Annotated in this window: 12 protein-coding genes; 9 read left to right on the forward strand and 3 right to left on the reverse strand. The window is 60.7% G+C overall.

Features of this window, described 5'->3' with window-relative positions; translation table 11 throughout:
• The first annotated feature begins 7 nt into the window (after window positions 1–7).
• On the forward strand, window positions 8–511 hold the full coding sequence (locus tag PL599_RS01930) for a DUF995 domain-containing protein (RefSeq protein ID WP_269824166.1): 504 nt from the start codon (window positions 8–10) through the stop codon (window positions 509–511).
• A 13-nt stretch (window positions 512–524) separates the two neighbouring features.
• A complete protein-coding gene (locus tag PL599_RS01935) occupies window positions 525–1,487 on the forward strand; it encodes a glycoside hydrolase family 26 protein (protein WP_077984336.1) in 963 nt (320 codons plus the stop codon).
• Between the two features lie 50 nt (window positions 1,488–1,537).
• Here the strand turns inward: PL599_RS01935 and PL599_RS01940 are convergent, their stop codons facing one another.
• Window positions 1,538–2,722, reverse strand: a complete 1,185-nt coding sequence (locus tag PL599_RS01940; RefSeq protein WP_142911908.1) for an AGE family epimerase/isomerase — start codon at window positions 2,720–2,722, stop codon at window positions 1,538–1,540.
• Window positions 2,723–3,167: 445 nt separating this feature from the next.
• On the opposite strand from PL599_RS01940, the gene bcsN reads away from it, so the two are divergent.
• From bcsN to PL599_RS01965, 5 genes are all read left to right on the forward strand, one after another.
• Window positions 3,168–4,070, forward strand: a complete 903-nt coding sequence (gene bcsN / locus PL599_RS01945; protein WP_269824165.1) for a cellulose biosynthesis protein BcsN — start codon at window positions 3,168–3,170, stop codon at window positions 4,068–4,070.
• 94 nt (window positions 4,071–4,164) lie between these two features.
• Window positions 4,165–6,354, forward strand: a complete 2,190-nt coding sequence (gene bcsA, locus PL599_RS01950; protein WP_142911906.1) for a UDP-forming cellulose synthase catalytic subunit — start codon at window positions 4,165–4,167, stop codon at window positions 6,352–6,354.
• A complete protein-coding gene (locus tag PL599_RS01955; protein WP_271358783.1) occupies window positions 6,351–8,831 on the forward strand; it encodes a cellulose biosynthesis cyclic di-GMP-binding regulatory protein BcsB in 2,481 nt (826 codons plus the stop codon). The genes bcsA and PL599_RS01955 overlap by 4 nt, the downstream gene beginning before the upstream one ends.
• A complete protein-coding gene (locus tag PL599_RS01960; RefSeq protein ID WP_269824163.1) occupies window positions 8,828–9,883 on the forward strand; it encodes a glycosyl hydrolase family 8 in 1,056 nt (351 codons plus the stop codon). Before PL599_RS01955 ends, PL599_RS01960 begins: the two co-directional genes overlap by 4 nt.
• The gene (locus tag PL599_RS01965; RefSeq protein WP_269824162.1) at window positions 9,874–12,183 is read left to right on the forward strand and encodes a tetratricopeptide repeat protein; all 2,310 of its coding nucleotides are present in this window, start codon (window positions 9,874–9,876) and stop codon (window positions 12,181–12,183) included. Before PL599_RS01960 ends, PL599_RS01965 begins: the two co-directional genes overlap by 10 nt.
• 37 nt (window positions 12,184–12,220) lie before the next feature.
• On the opposite strand, the gene PL599_RS01970 is transcribed toward PL599_RS01965, so the two are convergent.
• The gene (locus PL599_RS01970) at window positions 12,221–13,375 is read right to left on the reverse strand and encodes an amidohydrolase (protein ID WP_269824161.1); all 1,155 of its coding nucleotides are present in this window, start codon (window positions 13,373–13,375) and stop codon (window positions 12,221–12,223) included.
• A 60-nt stretch (window positions 13,376–13,435) separates the two neighbouring features.
• Window positions 13,436–15,082, reverse strand: a complete 1,647-nt coding sequence (locus PL599_RS01975; RefSeq protein ID WP_269824160.1) for a GNAT family N-acetyltransferase — start codon at window positions 15,080–15,082, stop codon at window positions 13,436–13,438.
• 235 nt (window positions 15,083–15,317) lie between these two features.
• On the opposite strand from PL599_RS01975, the gene PL599_RS01980 reads away from it, so the two are divergent.
• Both PL599_RS01980 and PL599_RS01985 read left to right on the forward strand, forming a co-directional pair.
• Window positions 15,318–16,052 (forward strand): SDR family NAD(P)-dependent oxidoreductase, encoded by a 735-nt coding sequence (locus PL599_RS01980; RefSeq protein ID WP_162520330.1) that lies wholly within the window; start codon window positions 15,318–15,320, stop codon window positions 16,050–16,052.
• A gap of 36 nt (window positions 16,053–16,088) precedes the next feature.
• Entirely contained in the window at window positions 16,089–17,441 is a 1,353-nt protein-coding gene (locus PL599_RS01985) for an aspartate aminotransferase family protein (RefSeq protein WP_269824159.1), read from the forward strand.
• Window positions 17,442–17,554: the final 113 nt, after the last annotated feature.

A 17,554-nucleotide genomic window follows, 5' to 3' on the forward strand; every position in this document is an offset into this window, starting at 1 on the left:
GGCTGTGATGAAAACAACAATAAGCAAATGCGGATTCTCCGCTTTCGTACTCTGTCTTGCGGTGGTCTTGCCAAGCGCGGTCCATGCTGCAGGCGGCACGAAGACGCCGAAACCGCTCAGAACCAGCGAGGTCGTGAAGATGTACTTCGATAAGACCTGGAAATGGGAAACGGGCGGCGGACGCTTCATTGCCGAAGACCGCAAATTCATCGCTGCGACGCAGGAAAAGGGCCAGAAATCCACCGGTAAAGGCCGCTGGACTGTCGACGCCAACGGCACGCTCTGCATGCGCGCCACCTGGAAAAGCGCCGCGGGCAAAGGCAAGGCCGATACCTGTTTCGATCACGGCCGCATCGGCAAGGTGATCTACCAGCGCAAGCAGGGCGGGCCATGGTACGTGTTCCGGCACAACCCGCCACGCCCAGGCGATGAATTCCTCAAACTCGTCCGCAAGGACGATGTCACGCCGAAGATCGCCGCATACGACAAGGCGATGAGAGCAACAAGGTAGGGAGTAAGGTGTCATGCAAATAACAAGAAGAAAACTTCTGTTCGCAGGTGGTGCCGCCGCAGCCTTTACCGCCGGCATGTATCCGGTGCTCAAGCTCGACGCACAGGGTGTAGCCCCCATGACGTCGACGGGCATGAAGACGCTTGCCGACAAAAGACCGACATTGCATGCGGACGGTATTCGTTTCGGCGCATACGATCCGCACGGCGATTTCACCGGCCAGGCCGGGGTGGCGACGGAACATCTGTTCCTGCCCTGGGAGGACGTGGATCTCGACAGTCTGGCGCTTGCGGATGCCTATGCGATGGAACGCAAGCGCAACGTGCTGATCACGGTCGAACCCTGGTCCTGGGACGTAAACTGGCGGCTCACCTCCGACGAATTGCGCCGTAAGGTGATGAGAGGCGACTACGACCAGAATATGCAGGCGATCGCCGCGCGCATGTCTGCGATGAAGAGCCCGCTGATCCTGCGCTGGGGACAGGAAATGGAGGACACGTCCGGCCGCTTCTCTTGGTCGGGCTGGAACCCGCGTGATTACATCGCGGCCTATAGACGTATGGTGGACATGACCCGTAAGGCGGTTCCCGGCGTCAAGGTGATGTGGTCGCCCAAAGGTATGGATGGTCTGCGGGCTTATTACCCCGGCGACAGTTACGCGGATCTTGTGGGTCTTTCGGTCTTCGGTCTCGAGGAGTACGATAAGATCGAATATGGCGCGCCGCAGACCTTTACCGACCTGTTGCGCAAGGGCTATGGACTTGTCGAAAACTTCAACAAGCCGGTCTGGGTTGCCGAATTGGGCTATGAAGGCGGCGATTCCTATGTTCGTCCGTGGATGAACGACGTGACGCTGAAGCAGGCGGATTTTCCAAAACTGGAAGAAGTCGTCTATTTCAATGACAAGGATGTTCATCCCTGGCCGCACAATCTCGGCAGACCTGATTGGCGCGTGGTCAGACCGGCCAAGGTTTGATTGCCATCGATACCAGCGAGCGGCGATGCCGCTCGCCCGCAGCTTCGATATTATTGATCCGCTGAAAGCACCGCCTCCGCCTCATAGATGGCGCAGGCGATGTGATAGAAGGTGCTTGCCGGCGCCGGCTCATCGAGCATCGGCTTATCCGCTGGCCATTTGTCGAACCACAGGCCCTTGACCGTGGTGTCGAGGAAAGGTTGCAGCGCGCCGATGGCGCTGAGACCGGAGGCGAGGTAACGCTGCCGCTCCTCGCCGCTCGTGACGCTCGCAAGCCGTATCGCCGCTTTCAGCCATTCCGTCTGCGGCCATAACCGCGCCAGCCCGTCATGCACCGAAAAATCGTCGTAGAGGCTCATCACCGCCACCTTGCGGCGCGGGCAGATGCCATGTTCTTCGCCGATCTGGAACAGCCGTTTTGCCTTCCTGATCGCCTCATCGTTTTCACGCAGGGCCCCCCAGCGCACAAGAAGCCAGGCCCATTCGAACTGGTGGCCCGGCTCCATGATCCGGCCTTTGTCGCTGTCATGGGGTGTCCAGTCATGGGCGAAGAACTCGCGCAACCCGCCATTGCCGCCATCGATGAAGCGGGTTAGCGCCAGACCGGCGATCTCATCTGCAAGCGCCGACCACGGGCCGTCCGGATCCTGCACCTCCCAGGCCAGCATCGCCTCGAAGAGATGCATATGCGGATTGGAGCAGAGCGGCGTGCGCGGCGGGTTCGCCTCCTCGAAACCTGCGACCGGATGTCTGTAGTCACGTTCAAGGATGGCGAGGATATCAAGCGCCCGGTCGCGCATCTCGTCCCTGCGCTCGGGAAGACTTGCGGCCGCCTGCGCGGCGGCGAAAAGCGCAAAAGCCTGATTGTAGAGATCGAAGGAGGGATCGATCAGCCTGCCGGTCTGGTCGGCAAGGTTGCCGTAAAGGCCGTTTTCAAGGCGATAGACCTTCTCGAACCAGGAAAGCCCGTGCTGGAGCGCGTCTTTCCACGGCCCCTGCCAGCCATGCTGGCCGGCGGCAGCGAAACAATAGGCCTGGCGCGGCTGCACGCGGGCGCGGCGGTCATCGGAAAAAATCGGTTTCGCATCCTGACCGAGACGCTCGTAAAAGCCGCCATCCGGGCGGGCCGATCCCGCCTCCCACCACAGGGGTAGGGCGTCCTCATCCAGCCATTTGCGTAATGTTCCGATCTCTTCGGCAAGCGCCTGCGCGATGCTCGGAAATTGCAATGTCATACGTCAACTCTCTGTTTTTACAGTTGAATAAAAAAGGACCAATAAAAATACGTCATCATGGAGCCAAGTAGACCATGGGACATATTGCGCTGCAACCGCAAAAATTATCGATCTCTATCCAAACTAACCGATAACAAGGCAGTCGGTTCCGTCGTCTCATCGGTGGGTCGATGCACGCTGTTGATTCGAAAGACCAAAATGTCAGAAATTACAACGCGAGTTTGATACTTCCTAAATTTCGTATTGCTTATTTGATCCCCTCCCGTATTTCGTAACAATGGTCTGGTCATTAGTGATTCGGTCTCCTTTTAACCTGGGCGGCGTTGGGGAAATAAAGGGGCGCAAGGCAGTGAGATTTTCTGCCTTTACTTCATTGCTGTTCTCCGTTGCGGTTCTTTCGGGCTGCAATACTCCCGCGGGCGTTCGGTCCTTCGGGGGCGCACAGATGTTGTCTCCGTCCGAGGCGTTGGTTTTCCCGCCGCCCGGTGGTCCCGAAATCGTGACCGTGGTCAACCGCACATATTCCAACGCCGTGGCGCAGCAGGTCATTTTGCGCTCTGAGGCCGCGACCCCCGGGCAGAACTATATCAAAGCCGAGTTTTTCGGTCCGCAAAAGGCAGGGGATACCGGTGGCGATGCGCTGACTTTTTCCGGTTTCAGGGCATCTTCCGTTGCGCGGGAGATCCGGTCCGAGTTTCCAGGCCAAAACATCGCCATGTCAGCAAATTACCTGCAGAACGGTTATGGCGCGTTCGCCTATGCCGCCGGCAGCGGCCGTGGCGACGATACCTGCCTTTATGGCTGGCAGGACATACGCTCGCCGGAAAGCATGCGGCAGGATTTCCGCAATCTCGGGCGCATCAAGGTGCGGCTGCGCCTTTGCCAGTCAGGCGCCAGTGTCGAGCGGCTGCTGGCGGTCATGTATAATTACACGATTACCGGCGCCTACGCCTCGCCAGGCTGGAACCCTTACGGCACGCCGCAGGCGGTGGATAAAAATCTCGGACGGCCGGGCCACCCGGTCTATCCCGTAGAGGCGGATGAGGTGCCCATGCGGCCCGGCGGCGAGGTGACCGCGAGCGTGCCGACCCGGCCCGTTCGTCGCACGGCTGCCGTTGCGCCGCCCGCCCAGCCGGAACCGCAGCCACTTCCGCCCGTTGCTGCAGTCAGTATCCCGTCGCCCGCATCGGCTGGCGCGCCCCTCCAGCCTGCAAGGCCTACGGTGGCGGGCAGGCGCGTCGATGGTGCGCCGGCGGATGGCGGCCGGCAACCATCGCAAGTCCCGCAGGTATCCATTCCGTCGCCCGCATGTCTGTCCGGTTCGGGGGTGACGCCAGGATGCAGGTGATCGCCGGAACCAGCGGGAAAGAGCACGCCAAGGCGAAGATCGCAAAAAATCCGGGCCGAAATTCCGGGTTGGGAAGACAACGGAAAGTTTCTAGATGAGCAAGGCCATCACAATCATTGTCTGGTTACTTGTTTCGGTTTGCGTTCTGGCCATCGTCACGATGCCGGTCAGCCTGCAGACGCATCTGGTCGCCACGGCGATTTCCCTCATTCTGCTGGCGACGATCAAAAGTTTCAACGGGCAGGGGGCTTGGCGTCTGGTCGCGCTCGGTTTCGGCACGGCCATCGTGCTGCGCTATGTCTACTGGCGCACCACCAGCACGCTGCCGCCCGTCAATCAGCTTGAGAACTTCATTCCCGGCTTTCTGCTCTATCTGGCGGAAATGTATAGCGTCATTATGCTGGCGCTCAGCCTCGTCATCGTATCGATGCCGTTGCCGTCGCGCAAGGCGAGGCCCGGTTCACCCGATTACCGGCCGACGGTGGATGTCTTCGTGCCGAGCTATAACGAGGACGCGGAGCTTCTCGCCAATACGCTCGCAGCGGCCAAGAACATGGATTATCCGGCCGACCGGTTTACCGTCTGGCTGCTGGACGATGGTGGCTCGGTGCAAAAGCGCAACGCCAGCAATATCGTCGAGGCGCAGGCGGCGCAGCGCCGCCACGAGGAGTTGAAGAAGCTCTGCGAGGATCTCGATGTGCGTTATCTGACGCGCGAGCGCAACGTCCACGCCAAGGCCGGAAATCTCAATAACGGGCTTGCCCATTCGACCGGCGAGCTCGTGACCGTGTTCGACGCCGACCACGCGCCCGCCCGCGACTTCCTACTGGAAACGGTTGGCTATTTCGAAGAGGACCCGCGGCTCTTTCTCGTCCAGACGCCGCATTTCTTCGTCAATCCCGATCCCATCGAGCGCAATTTGCGCACCTTCGAGACGATGCCCAGCGAAAACGAGATGTTTTACGGCATCATCCAGCGCGGCCTCGACAAGTGGAACGGTGCATTCTTCTGCGGCTCGGCCGCGGTGCTACGGCGTGAGGCGTTGCAGGATACCGAAGGGTTCAGCGGCGTCAGCATCACGGAAGATTGCGAAACGGCCCTGGCGCTGCATTCGCGCGGCTGGAACAGCATTTATGTCGACAAGCCGCTGATCGCCGGGCTGCAGCCGGCCACCTTCGCAAGCTTTATCGGCCAGCGCAGCCGCTGGGCGCAGGGCATGATGCAAATCCTGATCTTCCGCCAGCCCCTTTTCCGGCGCGGTCTCTCCTTTACGCAACGCCTCTGCTACATGTCGTCGACGCTGTTCTGGCTGTTTCCGTTCCCGCGCACCATCTTCCTTTTCGCACCGCTGTTCTACCTGTTCTTCGACCTGCAGATTTTCGTGGCTTCCGGCGGCGAGTTTTTGGCCTATACGGCGGCCTATATGCTCGTGAACCTGATGATGCAGAACTATCTCTATGGCAGCTTCCGCTGGCCGTGGATTTCGGAACTTTACGAATATGTACAGACGGTTCACCTCCTGCCCGCCGTCGTTTCGGTGATCTTCAATCCCGGCAAGCCCACCTTCAAGGTGACGGCGAAGGACGAATCCATCGCCGAGGCGCGGCTTTCGGAAATCAGCCGGCCGTTTTTCGTCATTTTCGCGCTGCTGGTGGTGGCAATGGCCTTTGCAGTTTGGCGCATCTACAGCGAGCCTTACAAGGCGGATGTCACGCTCGTGGTCGGCGGTTGGAACCTGCTCAATCTCATCTTCGCGGGCTGTGCGCTCGGTGTCGTCTCCGAGCGCGGCGACAAGTCGGCGTCGCGGCGCATAACGGTCAAACGGCGTTGCGAAGTCAAGCTCGAGGGCAGCGACGCCTGGGTGCCGGCTTCCATCGATAACGTGTCTGTTCATGGCCTGCTGATCAATCTCTTCGACAGCGCGACAACCATCGAAAAAGGCGCCACAGCCATCGTGAAGGTCAGGCCGCATAGTGAGGGCGTGCCGGAAACCATGCCTGTCAACGTGGTGCGAACGGTGAAGGGCGAGGGGTTCATCTCGATCGGCTGTACGTTTTCGCCGCAACGCGCCGTCGATCACCGCCTGATTGCGGACCTGATCTTCGCCAATTCGGAACAGTGGAGCGAATTCCAGCGGGTGCGCCGCAAGAACCCCGGCCTTATACGCGGCACCGCCATCTTCCTGGCGATCGCGCTCTTCCAGACGCAGCGCGGCCTTTATTATCTGGTCCGGACGCTTCGGCCTGCGCCCAGAGACGTCAAATCTGTCGGAGCGGTAAAATGAACGGCCGTAAACCCATCCGGGATTCTCTGGCAATATTGGTATGGGGAGCCGTCGCCACGGGCGCTATGGCGCAGTCGTCCCCTTTCGACATGTCGCCGGAACGGCCCACCCAGACTGCTCCGACACCCGAGCCGCCTGCCGCACCGTATCAGCTGCCGCCTGCCCAGATGCCGGCCCAGTCGTCGTTTCAGCCATCCACCCCGCCGCCATTTGCCGTTCAGCCCGCGCCGCAGTCGCAGCAGAGCCCCGCCGTTCCGTCGCCGCCGCCTGTTGCGGCTCCTCCGCGTCAGGAGGGCGCAGGACCTGCTCCAGCACCGTCGCTCAACGCCGACAGCCGCCGACGTTACATCCTGCCCTATGAAAAGCTCAGCCTTTCCGGTGAGATGGATCGGCGGCAATGGAGTATCTACCTGACGCCGGAACAGGTGAACGCCGCCGTTTCGCTCAATATCGGGTATCAGAACGCCATTGTCGTCGCGCCGGAAAGCTCGAATTTTCAGGTCAGCCTGAACAATGTCGCACTGGATCCGGCGCGTATCGAAGCGCCCGACAGCGAAGGCAATGTCTCCTTGACGATTCCGCCCGGTGTCTTGCAGGTCGGCTCTAATGTCGTGAGACTGGGCGTACAGCAACGCCATAGAACCGATTGCACGATCCAGTCCACCTATGATCTGTGGACCGATATTGACCCTGGCAATACCTATATCGGCTTTAATGCGGATGTCGCCGGAAGCTTTACCAATATCGACGATATTCAGGCGACCGGGCCGGATGGCAAGGCGATGACGTCGATCGAGATTGTCGCACCGGCACTCGGAAATCCGGCATTTGCGGATTCTCTCCTGCGCCTTTCACAGGCGCTGGCGCTCCGAACCCAGATGCCGAACCAGACGATCCGCTTCGTGGCTGCTCCTTCCCCTGAACGCAAGGCGGGCACGCTGACGGTCTTCGTCGGCACCGCCCGTGAGATCGCCGGGATCGCAGGAACGCTGCCACCCGAGGCTTCGGCAGGCGCTTTCGCCGGCTTCGGCGCTGCCGCGCCGGGCGCTCTTTCTCCGCTTTTTGTGAGCGGTCCCACCTCTCAGGCGGTGCAGGCGGCAATTGAAACGTTGTTTTCGTCGATATCGCGCACCCCCGGTGCGCAGCGAACGACTTTTTCGACCCGCAGCTGGCATGCGCCGGATGTGCCGCTCATCATGTCTGATCGTCGTATCGCGCTTTCCGAACTTGGTCTCGAAAGCACCGAATTTGGCGGGCGGCGTTTCCGCAACGAATTTTATGTCGGCATGCCGGCTGATTTTTACGCATCTGCCTATGGTGAGGCGTCGCTTCTCCTCGACGCCGCCTACTCGTCGCAGGTACTGCCGGGCAGCCATGTCGATATCTACGTCAATGACCAGATAGCCTCGACCGTGCCGATTTCCAACAATGGCGGCGGCATTTTCCGGCATCTGCCGATCAATGTGACGATGCGTCATTTCAAGCCCGGGCCGAACAAGGTGACCATCGAGGCGGTGTTGATGACGGCACAGGATCAGGCCTGCGCCCCCGGCGCGCCCGCCAGCGCGACGCCGCGTTTTGCATTGTTCGACACGTCGGAACTTCATATTCCGGACTATGCGCAGATCGGCCGCAAGCCGGATCTCGCCGCGATGGCGGGGGCCGGACAACCCTATCGGACCGGCGGAGCACCTGTTGCCCTGTCACTCGACCGTTTCGAAACCGATACCATGTCTGCGGCAGCGACGCTGATCAGCCGTCTGGCAAGCGTGGCGGGGCATCCCATCGACATTGAGACTGTCGCCTCGCCACTGGTGATCGGCGATCGCGACGCGCTGTTCGTCGGCACGATTTCGCAGTTCCCGCAGGCATTGATCGGCCAGTTCAATCTCGTTTCCTCCAGCCAGATCTCCTGGAAAATGGGAACCGGCGTCCAGCCGCCCGCCCAAAGCAGCGATACCCTTTTCAACGACTGGCGCGAGCGGGTGGATGGCGGTGTCTGGGAGGGGCAGGTGTCCTCCCTCGAGGAGTGGATGAAGCGGAATTTCGACCTGAGTTCGGATACGCTGCGCTTCCTGCCGGCAGCCGAGCAGCTCTATGCGCCGCCAAGCAATGTCTCCTTCATGCTGGCCCAGGGGCTGAGCCCCTCCGGCGAGGGGGTGTGGACGCTTGCCACTGCACCGACTTCAGCCGAACTTCGTGACGGGATGGCGGCGATGACACGGGAAAACCGCTGGAGCGGCGTGAGGGGACGTGTTGCCGCTTACGATGCCGCTGCCGAAAAGCTGGAGACAGTGGAGGTGGAGCGGCCTTATTTTTACGTCACACGGGCGTTTTCCCTTTCCAACTGGAGGCTGATCGCCGCCAACTGGTTGTCTTCCAACGTTCTTTCCTATTCGCTGGCGTTCATCGGTTTCGTGTCTCTCCTTGGCCTCGCCACTTTCGCGATGCTGCGCATGATGGGACGGCATAGATGAAGAGCGGAATTTCGAAACTGGCCGGTATTTTCTTCCTGTCCATGATGACGATGATTGCAGGTATTTCCGTCAGCCGCGCCGCTTCGGTTTCGCCGGAGGCGTGGTCCGCCTATAAAGGCGCGTTTCTCGATCCCGGCGGCCGCGTCATCGATACGGGCAACGGCAATATCAGCCATAGCGAAGGCCAGGGCTACGGCATGTGGCTTGCCGTGCTTGCCGACAACCTGTCCGACTTCGAGCTGATCTGGAGTTTCACGCGCACCGAGCTTTTGGTGCGTGACGACGGGCTTTCCGCCTGGAAATGGGATCCGCGCATCAAGCCGCATATAACCGATATCAACAACGCCACGGATGGCGATATTCTGATCGCTTATGCGTTGGCGCTGGCGGCAGGGCAATGGAACCGGCAGGATTATGCCGAAGCATCGGCAGCCATCGCATCCGCCATTCTCAAGAAGACGGTGGTGCGACGCGGCGGGCGAACCCTGCTTTTGCCGGCGGCCAGCGGTTTTAACGAGGATGACCGGGAGGACGGGCCAGTGCTCAATCCTTCCTATCTGATTTTCGAGGCCTTTCCGGTACTCAATCTTGTTGCGCCATCGCCGCTTTGGAAAGCCATTGCCGATGACGGTGCGGCGCAGATCGAGACATTCGCTTTCAGCGATCGAAAACTGCCGGCCGACTGGGTATCGGTGAAGACGAAGCCGCAGCCAGCATCGGGCTTCCCGCCGGAATTCGGCTATAATGCGGTGCGCATACCGCTTTATCTGGCAAGGGCGAATATGGGATCGCCGGTGCTGCTTGCCCGGCTGAAAAGCGGCATGACGCTGGAAAGCGGCGCTGCCGGAACCTTCGATCTGAGGAGCGGCGCGGTCAAGGATGTCCTGTCCGATCCCGGCTATCGCATCATCCCGGCGCTCGCAGCCTGTATCGGCGGCGGGCCGGCCGTTTCCGCCGAACTTAAGAATTTCCAGCCAACACTTTATTATCCTTCCACATTGCATCTTCTGGCATTGTCGTTTCTGGCAAGGAATAACGGGGAATGCCGATGAACAAGCCACTGTCGACCTCGGCTCTCATTCTGCTTCTTATAGCGCTCGCCGCCTTCCACTGGCGTGACAGCATCCTCGGGCGGGTGTCGGACGTGCATACCTCGGCGGTCGGCGACAACCGGACGACGCAGCGTGTTTTGTCGACGGCGGCCAATCCGGCGCAGATAAATGCTTTCGTCAAGAACCGTGAAATGGCGCAGGTAACGCAGCCCGAGACACCGCCGGTGACGGTGCCGGCGACCGATCCCTTGCCGGTCACGCCGTCTGCCGGGCAGGCGCCGCAAACGAAGACGACGCAGGCACCGGCCCCTCGTGCCACCCAGCCTGCCTCGGCCGATATGCCCGAGGTCGATTTGAGCGCATTGCGCTATTTCGCGGCGAGGGGCGATACACAGCGTCTTCAAGCCGAAATCGCGCGCCTGCGCGCGCTCTATCCCAACTGGACGCCGCCTGCCGATCCTCTCGCCATTCCCGAAAACGGCGATCCTCAGCTCGACGCGATGTGGCAGCTTTATACCGACGGCCGTTATGCCGAGGTGCGGAAAGCGATTGCCGACCGCCAGCAGGCGGAGCCCGGCTGGCAGGCGCCCGACAATCTGATGGGCATGCTTTCCCTTGCCGAAGCGCGCCAGCGCCTCGTTAATGCTTCCGATCTCAAGCAATATGCAACAGTGGTGGATACAGCTGCCAACAACCCCGGCCTGCTGACCTGCGGCGAGGTCGATGTGCTGTGGCGGGTTGCCGATGCTTTCGCCAATACCGACCGGATGGGACGGGCGCGCGACGCCTATCTCTACATTCTCAACAATTGCACTGTCGCCAGCGACAGGCTCGCCACCGTGCAGAAGGCATCCGCGCTTTTGCCGGCGGAAATGATGGACGAGCTGCTTGCCAGGGAAAAACCGGGTGTGGACGGTCAACTGGAATTCGAACCGGTCAAGAATGATCTCGCCCGTCAGTTCGTGGCAAAGGCAGGGGAGAAGGAGGGCGTCAATGTTCCCTCGACCTATGTGATGCGGCTTCAGCGACTTGCCGAGACCGACAAGCTTGCAAGCGACGCCCTGCTGCTCGGCTGGTACAATATCCGGCAGAAGAACATGGCGGAGGCGGAAAAATGGTTCCGCAAGGCGCGGGAAGAAGAAGACAGCGCGTCGGCGTCGCAGGGTCTGGCGCTGGCGCTGATCGACCGTAACGAGCCGCGTGAGGCCGAGGACGTCATGTATAAATGGCGCAACGCATCCGACGAAGCGCTTGCGACCTATCTCGCCGCAACCGCCAATCTTCTGGCGCTGGAGCCGCCGGTCGTTCTACCTCCCGATGTGCTGCAACGTATCGCCGCCGAAACGGTGGCGCGCAAGGATGCGGCGACGGCGCAGCAATTCGGCTGGTACTCGCTTGCCTTCCGGCAGACGCCGCTCGCTTTGCAATGGTTCAGTACGGCCCTTGGCTGGAAACCCGATGATGAGCCATCAGCCTACGGCATGGCCGTCAGCTATCACGATCTTCGCAATCTTGCCGGCCTGCGCGGCATCCAGCAGCAATGGGGAGGCCGTTCGCAACGTATCGCCGATGTGGGAACCGCGCGCATGGTGGATCAGTCCGGGCAGGCGGTTGCGGCACAGGTGACGCCGCCGCCCCTGCAGGCCAATGCCCCGCAGGGGGAAACGGCGGTGGTGTATAATCCACCCGTCGTCCAGCAACCTGAACCTTCGCGCAAGCAGGCGCGCCGCGTAGTGCAGGTGCGAAGGGAAACAAGCGCCGCATCGCGCCCACGCTCCTGCGTTGCCTATCCCGATCCGCAACGTTTGCCGCCACAGCAAGCGCTTGATCTCGGTTGGTGCCTGATGGAGACGAACCGGCCGGCGGAGGCTCTCAAAGCTTTCGAATCCGCGATAGAAAGCGGTCAGTCCAATGTCAAAAGCGATGCGGCCTATGGCCAGAGCCTTGCCTATCTGCGCATGGGCTTGACGGACCGTGCAGCCGTCTCGGCAACGAAGTCGCACATGGATCGCCCGCGTGCGACGGAACTGCAAGTCGCGATCCTTGCCGATCGAGCGGTTTCCGCATTCGGGTCGAAGCGATATGTTGAAACTCTTCTCCTGCTCGATCAGCGCGCGCGGCTGGCGGATGAACGCACTGACCTGATGGTGCTGCGCGGTTATTCCTACCTCGCCATGCGCCGTTATGGTGAGGCCGCCCAGATTTTCGAAAGCCTGACGGCTATCGGAAACAAGGATGGTATCCGCGGGCTGGCTGCGGTGCGCGCCGCCCGGCCGAGCAACGGCCCCCAGGGCGGCTGACGTTCGGCTGATCGTGGCTGGATGTCTTCGGCCGCTGCTATTTTGCGTCGGACAGGTTGCGGATGATGCGCATGAAAATGCGCGCGCCGGTGCCGATCAGCGCATCCGGAAAGTCGTAATCCGGATTGTGCAGGTTGGGATAATCCCGGCCTGCGCCGAGAAAGAACATCGCCGATGACGAAACGGCGCGAAAGCGGCCGAAATCCTCGGAAGCCCGCATGGGCAGCGCCTCCGAACCGTGGGAGATTTTTTCCTCGTCGAGCGCGCGCCGGATGTGCCCGACCGCGTCAGGCGCGTTTTCGCAATGCAGGAAAATATCGTCATAGGTAATATCGAGCGTCAGCTTCTGTTCGTCCGCCGCCTTTTTTGCCAGCGTTTCCGCAGCCTCGCAGAGTTTTTCCATCCGGTCGTCGGTCAGTGTCCGGAGTGTCGCCCAGATTTCAGCATCGGCTGGGGAAATGCCGAAGGCGGCTTCGCCCATCGCGGCATGGGTGATCGTCACCATGGAAAAATCGGGTTCGGGCGGGAAACCGGAGCCCAGTTCGGCCAAGGCCGGCATCAGCCAGGATATTGCCTGCATCGGGGAAATGCCATGTTCGGGCGAAGACGCATGCGCGGTCTTGCCGGAGAGGCGGAATTTGACCCCGCGTGACGCGCAGTTGACCGGACCTTCCACGACGCTGACATGGCCGAAAGGAAGGCCGGGGAGGTTGTGAAGCGAAAAGGAATAATCCGGCTTTATCTGCCCAAAGTGCGGGTCGGCGAGGACGGCGGCGGCGCCCGCGCCGGTTTCTTCCGCCGGCTGGTACAGAAGGATGACGCGGCCGGTCTCCGGTCGCTGCCGAGAAAGGCCGAGCGCCAGCGCCGTCAGAATGGTGGAGTGGCCGTCATGGCCGCAAAGATGGCCCTTGCCGTCGGTGCCGGAGCGGTATTCGGCGTTACTCTTTTCGTGAATGGGCAGAGCATCGAGTTCCGAACGGATCAGAATCGCCGGGCCGCTTTTGCCGCTGTCATAGACCGCAGCTACGCCATGGCCGCCGAGAGCGGTGAAAAGCTGGTCGGGCTGCGCCCGCTCGAGGAAAGTGCGGATGCGCCGCGCCGTTTGCTTCTCCTCGCCGGAAATTTCCGGATGACGGTGCAGATCATGGCGAAGCTCAATGAGATCGAGCATGTCCTTGGTGGTCAGAAACATCAAACATCCTTGCAAGTCGACCGGCCGGTTTTTCCTGCCGCAACTTACAGGGCGTTGCCTTTAATGCAAAACCTTTGGCGGGCGCCAGCGCTTGCCTGCCGCTTTCGGCTTGATGGAGAGCGTGACGACATCGGCCGGCAGCGGAACCTTCGCCTTTGCCAGTTCCAGCCGGGCAAGGGCTGCACGGGCCTTTTCCGCATATTCCAGATGGGCTGCATCGTCCGAGTGATAGTGCTGCAGCCTGTCGAGGATTTCCGCACCTTCCATCGTTCTTTCAGCGGCAATCAGCGCCACGGCGCATTTGTAAAGCGCTTCCCGGTGGAAAGGCGCGCGGTTGGTCACCTGGCGGAAGGCCTCGGACGCCTCGTGGTAGTGCTGCTGCGCCAGCCGCGCCTCGCCGATACGCAGCCAAAGGACGACGGGTTCCTGCCCGGCGGCCAGAAGGCTGAGAAAGGCGATTTCGGCCTCCCGGAATTCGCCCCGGTCGAACAATAGATTGGCGAGCCCGAATTGCGCGCCGAGATGGTCCGGCGCCGCAGTCAGTACCTGCGCGAAGGCAATATTGGCGGCCGCCTTCTGGCCTGCCTTATAGAGCTTGAGGGCCTGTTCGTAGACAAAACGGATGCTGCGCGGGTGAAGCTTGCCGCCGAGATTGTCGCCCGAGCGGGTGCGGAACAGCGTGCAGCTCAGCTTCTGTTCCTCCGGCCCGAAGAAATATTTGTAAGGCTCGTTACCGCGCAGGAAATCATAGGTTTTAAAACCCTGCTCGATTGCCCTGCGAATGCAATGGCCGTGCAGCACGAGGCCGGGGGAAGGGGTCTTCCAGTTTTCGTCGCGGCCGGTAATGTAGAACAGGACCGATTTCTTCTGGCGGTCGATGATATTGGCGAGTGCCCCCAGCGGCTGTTCGCCGAACCACAATACCGGTACTTCCAGATCGCCACGGATATAGACATCCATCAGCATCTGCCGCGTCGCGCCGATCAGAAGCTCCGTGCGTTCCTTGCCCTTATGCGGCGCCCAGCGGATGCGCCAGAAATCGAACAGGATGTCCATATCCCGCCTGATTGTTTCCCGCGTTGCAAAGGTGATGCGATATTCGTCGCCGCCCTCCACTTTTCTCAGGAAACGCCTGAGCTTCTGCCGGGTCTGGCTGCTCATATGGCTGTCGAGATAGCCGTCGAACGTCTCCGGCAGGGTCACGACCGGGCAGATGCAATTGTTAATGTTGTAGGGGTTGGTCGGCATGTTGTCGCGAAACATGACGAGCGGGCCCTGAAGTGCGCGGATCATCGCGTCGCGGCGTTCCGGCGGGCCGCAAAGATAATCGAGCTTCAGCTCGGTCCAGTTCTGTTGCCGTATGTATGAACAGAAGCCGGCGACTGCGCGATTTTCATAATCCGGCAGGGTGATGAAACCGGTGTAATCCGCCGCCGCATTGCCGGCCATGACGATGCTGTCGTGGAAGCGTCCGGTTTTTTTGTCCGGTTCGGTGACGATGCGCAGCGGGAAAAACGCCACATAGGGCGAGCCTTCCTGTCGTTCGCGCAGCGCAAGAATGAACCAGCGCCTGCGGCGCGGCATGTAATCCCTGAGCCACCCCCAAGAGAGGAAATGCCGGGCATGGGGATCGGCCATGAACACCGCATCCCAGTTTTCGCGGATCGCCTCGAAGCCGGCGTCCGTGTCGATGATATCGATGCGCATTCTTGCCCCCTCCCAATACTGATCACACATTCGGGAGGCTTCATTTTATGGGTAAACGGTCGGCTTCAAATATTCCATTCGGGTGAAAGCCGTGCATCAAATGGGATTAGCCCGTCGCCGATCCACCAACGCCGCGCCGCGACAAAAAAGACCTTGTCAGCCGGTGGCGGCGCTCTAACATGCCGGGCTGAATGCGCGGCCGGCTCAACGGCCCGCGTGGCACAGGAGTTCTCATATGGCTGTTCCTTTCATGCTTTTGACCGGCGCCAGCCGCGGAATAGGGCACGCCACCGTCAAGCTGTTTCAGGAAAAAGGTTGGAGAATTCTGACCGTATCGCGACAACCTTTCTCCGAGGAATGCCGTTGGCCGTCTGCGCGGGAGAGCCATATTCAGGCCGATCTGGAGGACCTGTCCCGCATTGACGATCTGGCGAACGAGGTGCGCTCACGCCTGCCGGAGGGAAAGCTTGCGGCGCTTGTCAACAATGCCGGAATTTCGCCGAAGGGGGAGGGCGGTAGCCGCCTCGGTGTCATGGATACGACGGCGGAAATCTGGACGCGGGTGCTGAACGTCAATCTCGTTTCGACGGCGCTGCTCGCCCGCGCGCTTTTGCCGGAATTGGAAGCGGCAAAGGGTTCCATCGTCAACGTCACATCGATTGTCGGCTCACGGGTGCATCCTTTTGCCGGCGTGGCTTATGCCACGTCGAAGGCGGCGCTTGCGGCGCTGACGCGCGAACTGGCGCATGAGTTCGGCCCGCGCGGCGTGCGCGCCAATGCGATTGCGCCGGGCGAGATCAACACCGCCATCCTTTCGCCCGGAACGGCCGAACTGGTGGAAGCCCAGGTGCCGCTTGGGCGGCTCGGCACCACGGCCGAGGTGGCGCAGACCATCTATTTCCTCTGCTCGGAACAGTCGAGCTACATCAACGGCGCGGAAATTCACATCAATGGCGGCCAGCACGTCTGACGCGCCGAGAATCAACCAAAAATGGAGCCTTTATCGATGACCATTCTGCCGAATTCCGTCGAGGCACGCGATATCGCCTATCAGATGCATCCGAACGTCAATCTGCGCAAATTCGAAAAGACCGGCGGTCTGGTGATCGAGAGCGGTGAGGGCATCTATGTCACCGACAGCAGCGGCAAGCGCTATATCGAGGCGATGGCGGGGCTGTGGTCGGTGGCGCTCGGCTTCGGTGAGCAGCGGCTGGTGGAAGCGGCCACGAAGCAGATGCAGAAGCTGCCCTATTACCACACCTTTTCCTATAAGACGCACGGCCCGTCGGTCGATCTCGCCGAGCTACTGATCGAGCTTTCACCGGTGCCGATGTCCAAGGTGCATTTCACGTCCTCCGGCTCCGAGGCCAACGACCTGGTCGCCAAGATGGTCTGGTATCGCTCTAACGCGCTGGGCAGGCGAGACAAGAAGAAGATCATCGGCCGCATCAAGGGGTATCATGGCGTAACCATCGCCTCGGCCTCGATTACCGGCCTGCCGCGTAACCATGAAAGTTTTGACCTGCCGCTGGACCGGATGTTGCATACGGCCTGCCCCTCCTATGTGCATTTCGGAAAGGAAGGGGAAAGCGAGGGGGATTTCGCCGCGCGCATCCTGAAAGAGCTTGAGGATCTGATCCTCCGCGAAGGCCCCGAAACGATTGCCGCTTTCTGGGGCGAGCCGGTCATGGGCGCGGGCGGCGTTCTTTTGCCGCCGGAAGGTTATTGGGCGGGCGTGCAGGCGATCCTGAAAAAATACGATATTCTGCTTGTGGTGGATGAGGTGATCTGCGGTTTCGGTCGAACCGGCAAGATGTTCGCCTGCGAGACCTATGGCATCGAGCCGGATGTGCTTGTCGTCTCCAAGCAGATTTCGTCGTCCTACATGCCGCTTTCGGCGATCATCATGAACGACAATTTCTACCAGCCGATTGCCGACGAATCCGACCGTATCGGCTCTTTCGGCCATGGTTACACCGCCTCCGGCCATCCCGTCGCGACGGCTGTGGGACTGGAAAACCTGAAGATCATTCAGGAGCGCGATCTGGTCGGGAATGTCGCCCGGCTGGAGGGCAAGTTCCTTAGTCATCTGAAGGCGCTGGCCGATCACCCGCTCATTCATTCCTCGCGCGGTATCGGCCTGATCGGCGCGCTGGAGGTGAAGCCGTGGGAGCGCATGAAACCGGGCGATACGACGCTGGCGCTGGCCGCGGCCATCGAAAGCGAAGGCGTCATCACCCGGCCGATCGGTGAATCGATCTGCTTCTGCCCGCCGCTGATCATCACGGCCGAGCAGCTGGATGAGCTGTTTGCCGGCGTCAGGCGCGGTCTCGATAACGCACTGGCGGCAAAGGGCTGATTGCTTCCCAGCGCTTTTTGAAGTCTCAATGACAAAAGCCCGGCGCATCCAATCGATGCGCCGGGCTTTCTGCATGCGCCTGCCCGGAGAAAACCGCGACAGGCAGGACCTTG

Origin of the sequence: Agrobacterium sp. ST15.16.055, from assembly GCF_027956555.1 — a bacterium.
Taxonomy (GTDB): domain Bacteria; phylum Pseudomonadota; class Alphaproteobacteria; order Rhizobiales; family Rhizobiaceae; genus Agrobacterium; species Agrobacterium salinitolerans.

Bases quoted from the DNA above. Each gene is read 5' to 3' on its own strand.
- PL599_RS01985 (WP_269824159.1), top strand. From the start codon at position 16,089: ATGACCATTCTGCCGAATTCCGTCGAGGCACGCGATATCGCCTATCAG.
- PL599_RS01970 (WP_269824161.1), bottom strand. From the start codon at position 13,375: ATGTTTCTGACCACCAAGGACATGCTCGATCTCATTGAGCTTCGCCAT.
- PL599_RS01965 (WP_269824162.1), top strand. From the start codon at position 9,874: ATGCCGATGAACAAGCCACTGTCGACCTCGGCTCTCATTCTGCTTCTT.
- bcsN (WP_269824165.1), top strand. From the start codon at position 3,168: ATGTTGTCTCCGTCCGAGGCGTTGGTTTTCCCGCCGCCCGGTGGTCCC.
- PL599_RS01960 (WP_269824163.1), top strand. From the start codon at position 8,828: ATGAAGAGCGGAATTTCGAAACTGGCCGGTATTTTCTTCCTGTCCATG.
- bcsA (WP_142911906.1), top strand. From the start codon at position 4,165: ATGAGCAAGGCCATCACAATCATTGTCTGGTTACTTGTTTCGGTTTGC.
- PL599_RS01975 (WP_269824160.1), bottom strand. From the start codon at position 15,082: ATGCGCATCGATATCATCGACACGGACGCCGGCTTCGAGGCGATCCGC.
- PL599_RS01955 (WP_271358783.1), top strand. From the start codon at position 6,351: ATGAACGGCCGTAAACCCATCCGGGATTCTCTGGCAATATTGGTATGG.
- PL599_RS01940 (WP_142911908.1), bottom strand. From the start codon at position 2,722: ATGACATTGCAATTTCCGAGCATCGCGCAGGCGCTTGCCGAAGAGATC.
- PL599_RS01935 (WP_077984336.1), top strand. From the start codon at position 525: ATGCAAATAACAAGAAGAAAACTTCTGTTCGCAGGTGGTGCCGCCGCA.
- PL599_RS01930 (WP_269824166.1), top strand. From the start codon at position 8: ATGAAAACAACAATAAGCAAATGCGGATTCTCCGCTTTCGTACTCTGT.
- PL599_RS01980 (WP_162520330.1), top strand. From the start codon at position 15,318: ATGGCTGTTCCTTTCATGCTTTTGACCGGCGCCAGCCGCGGAATAGGG.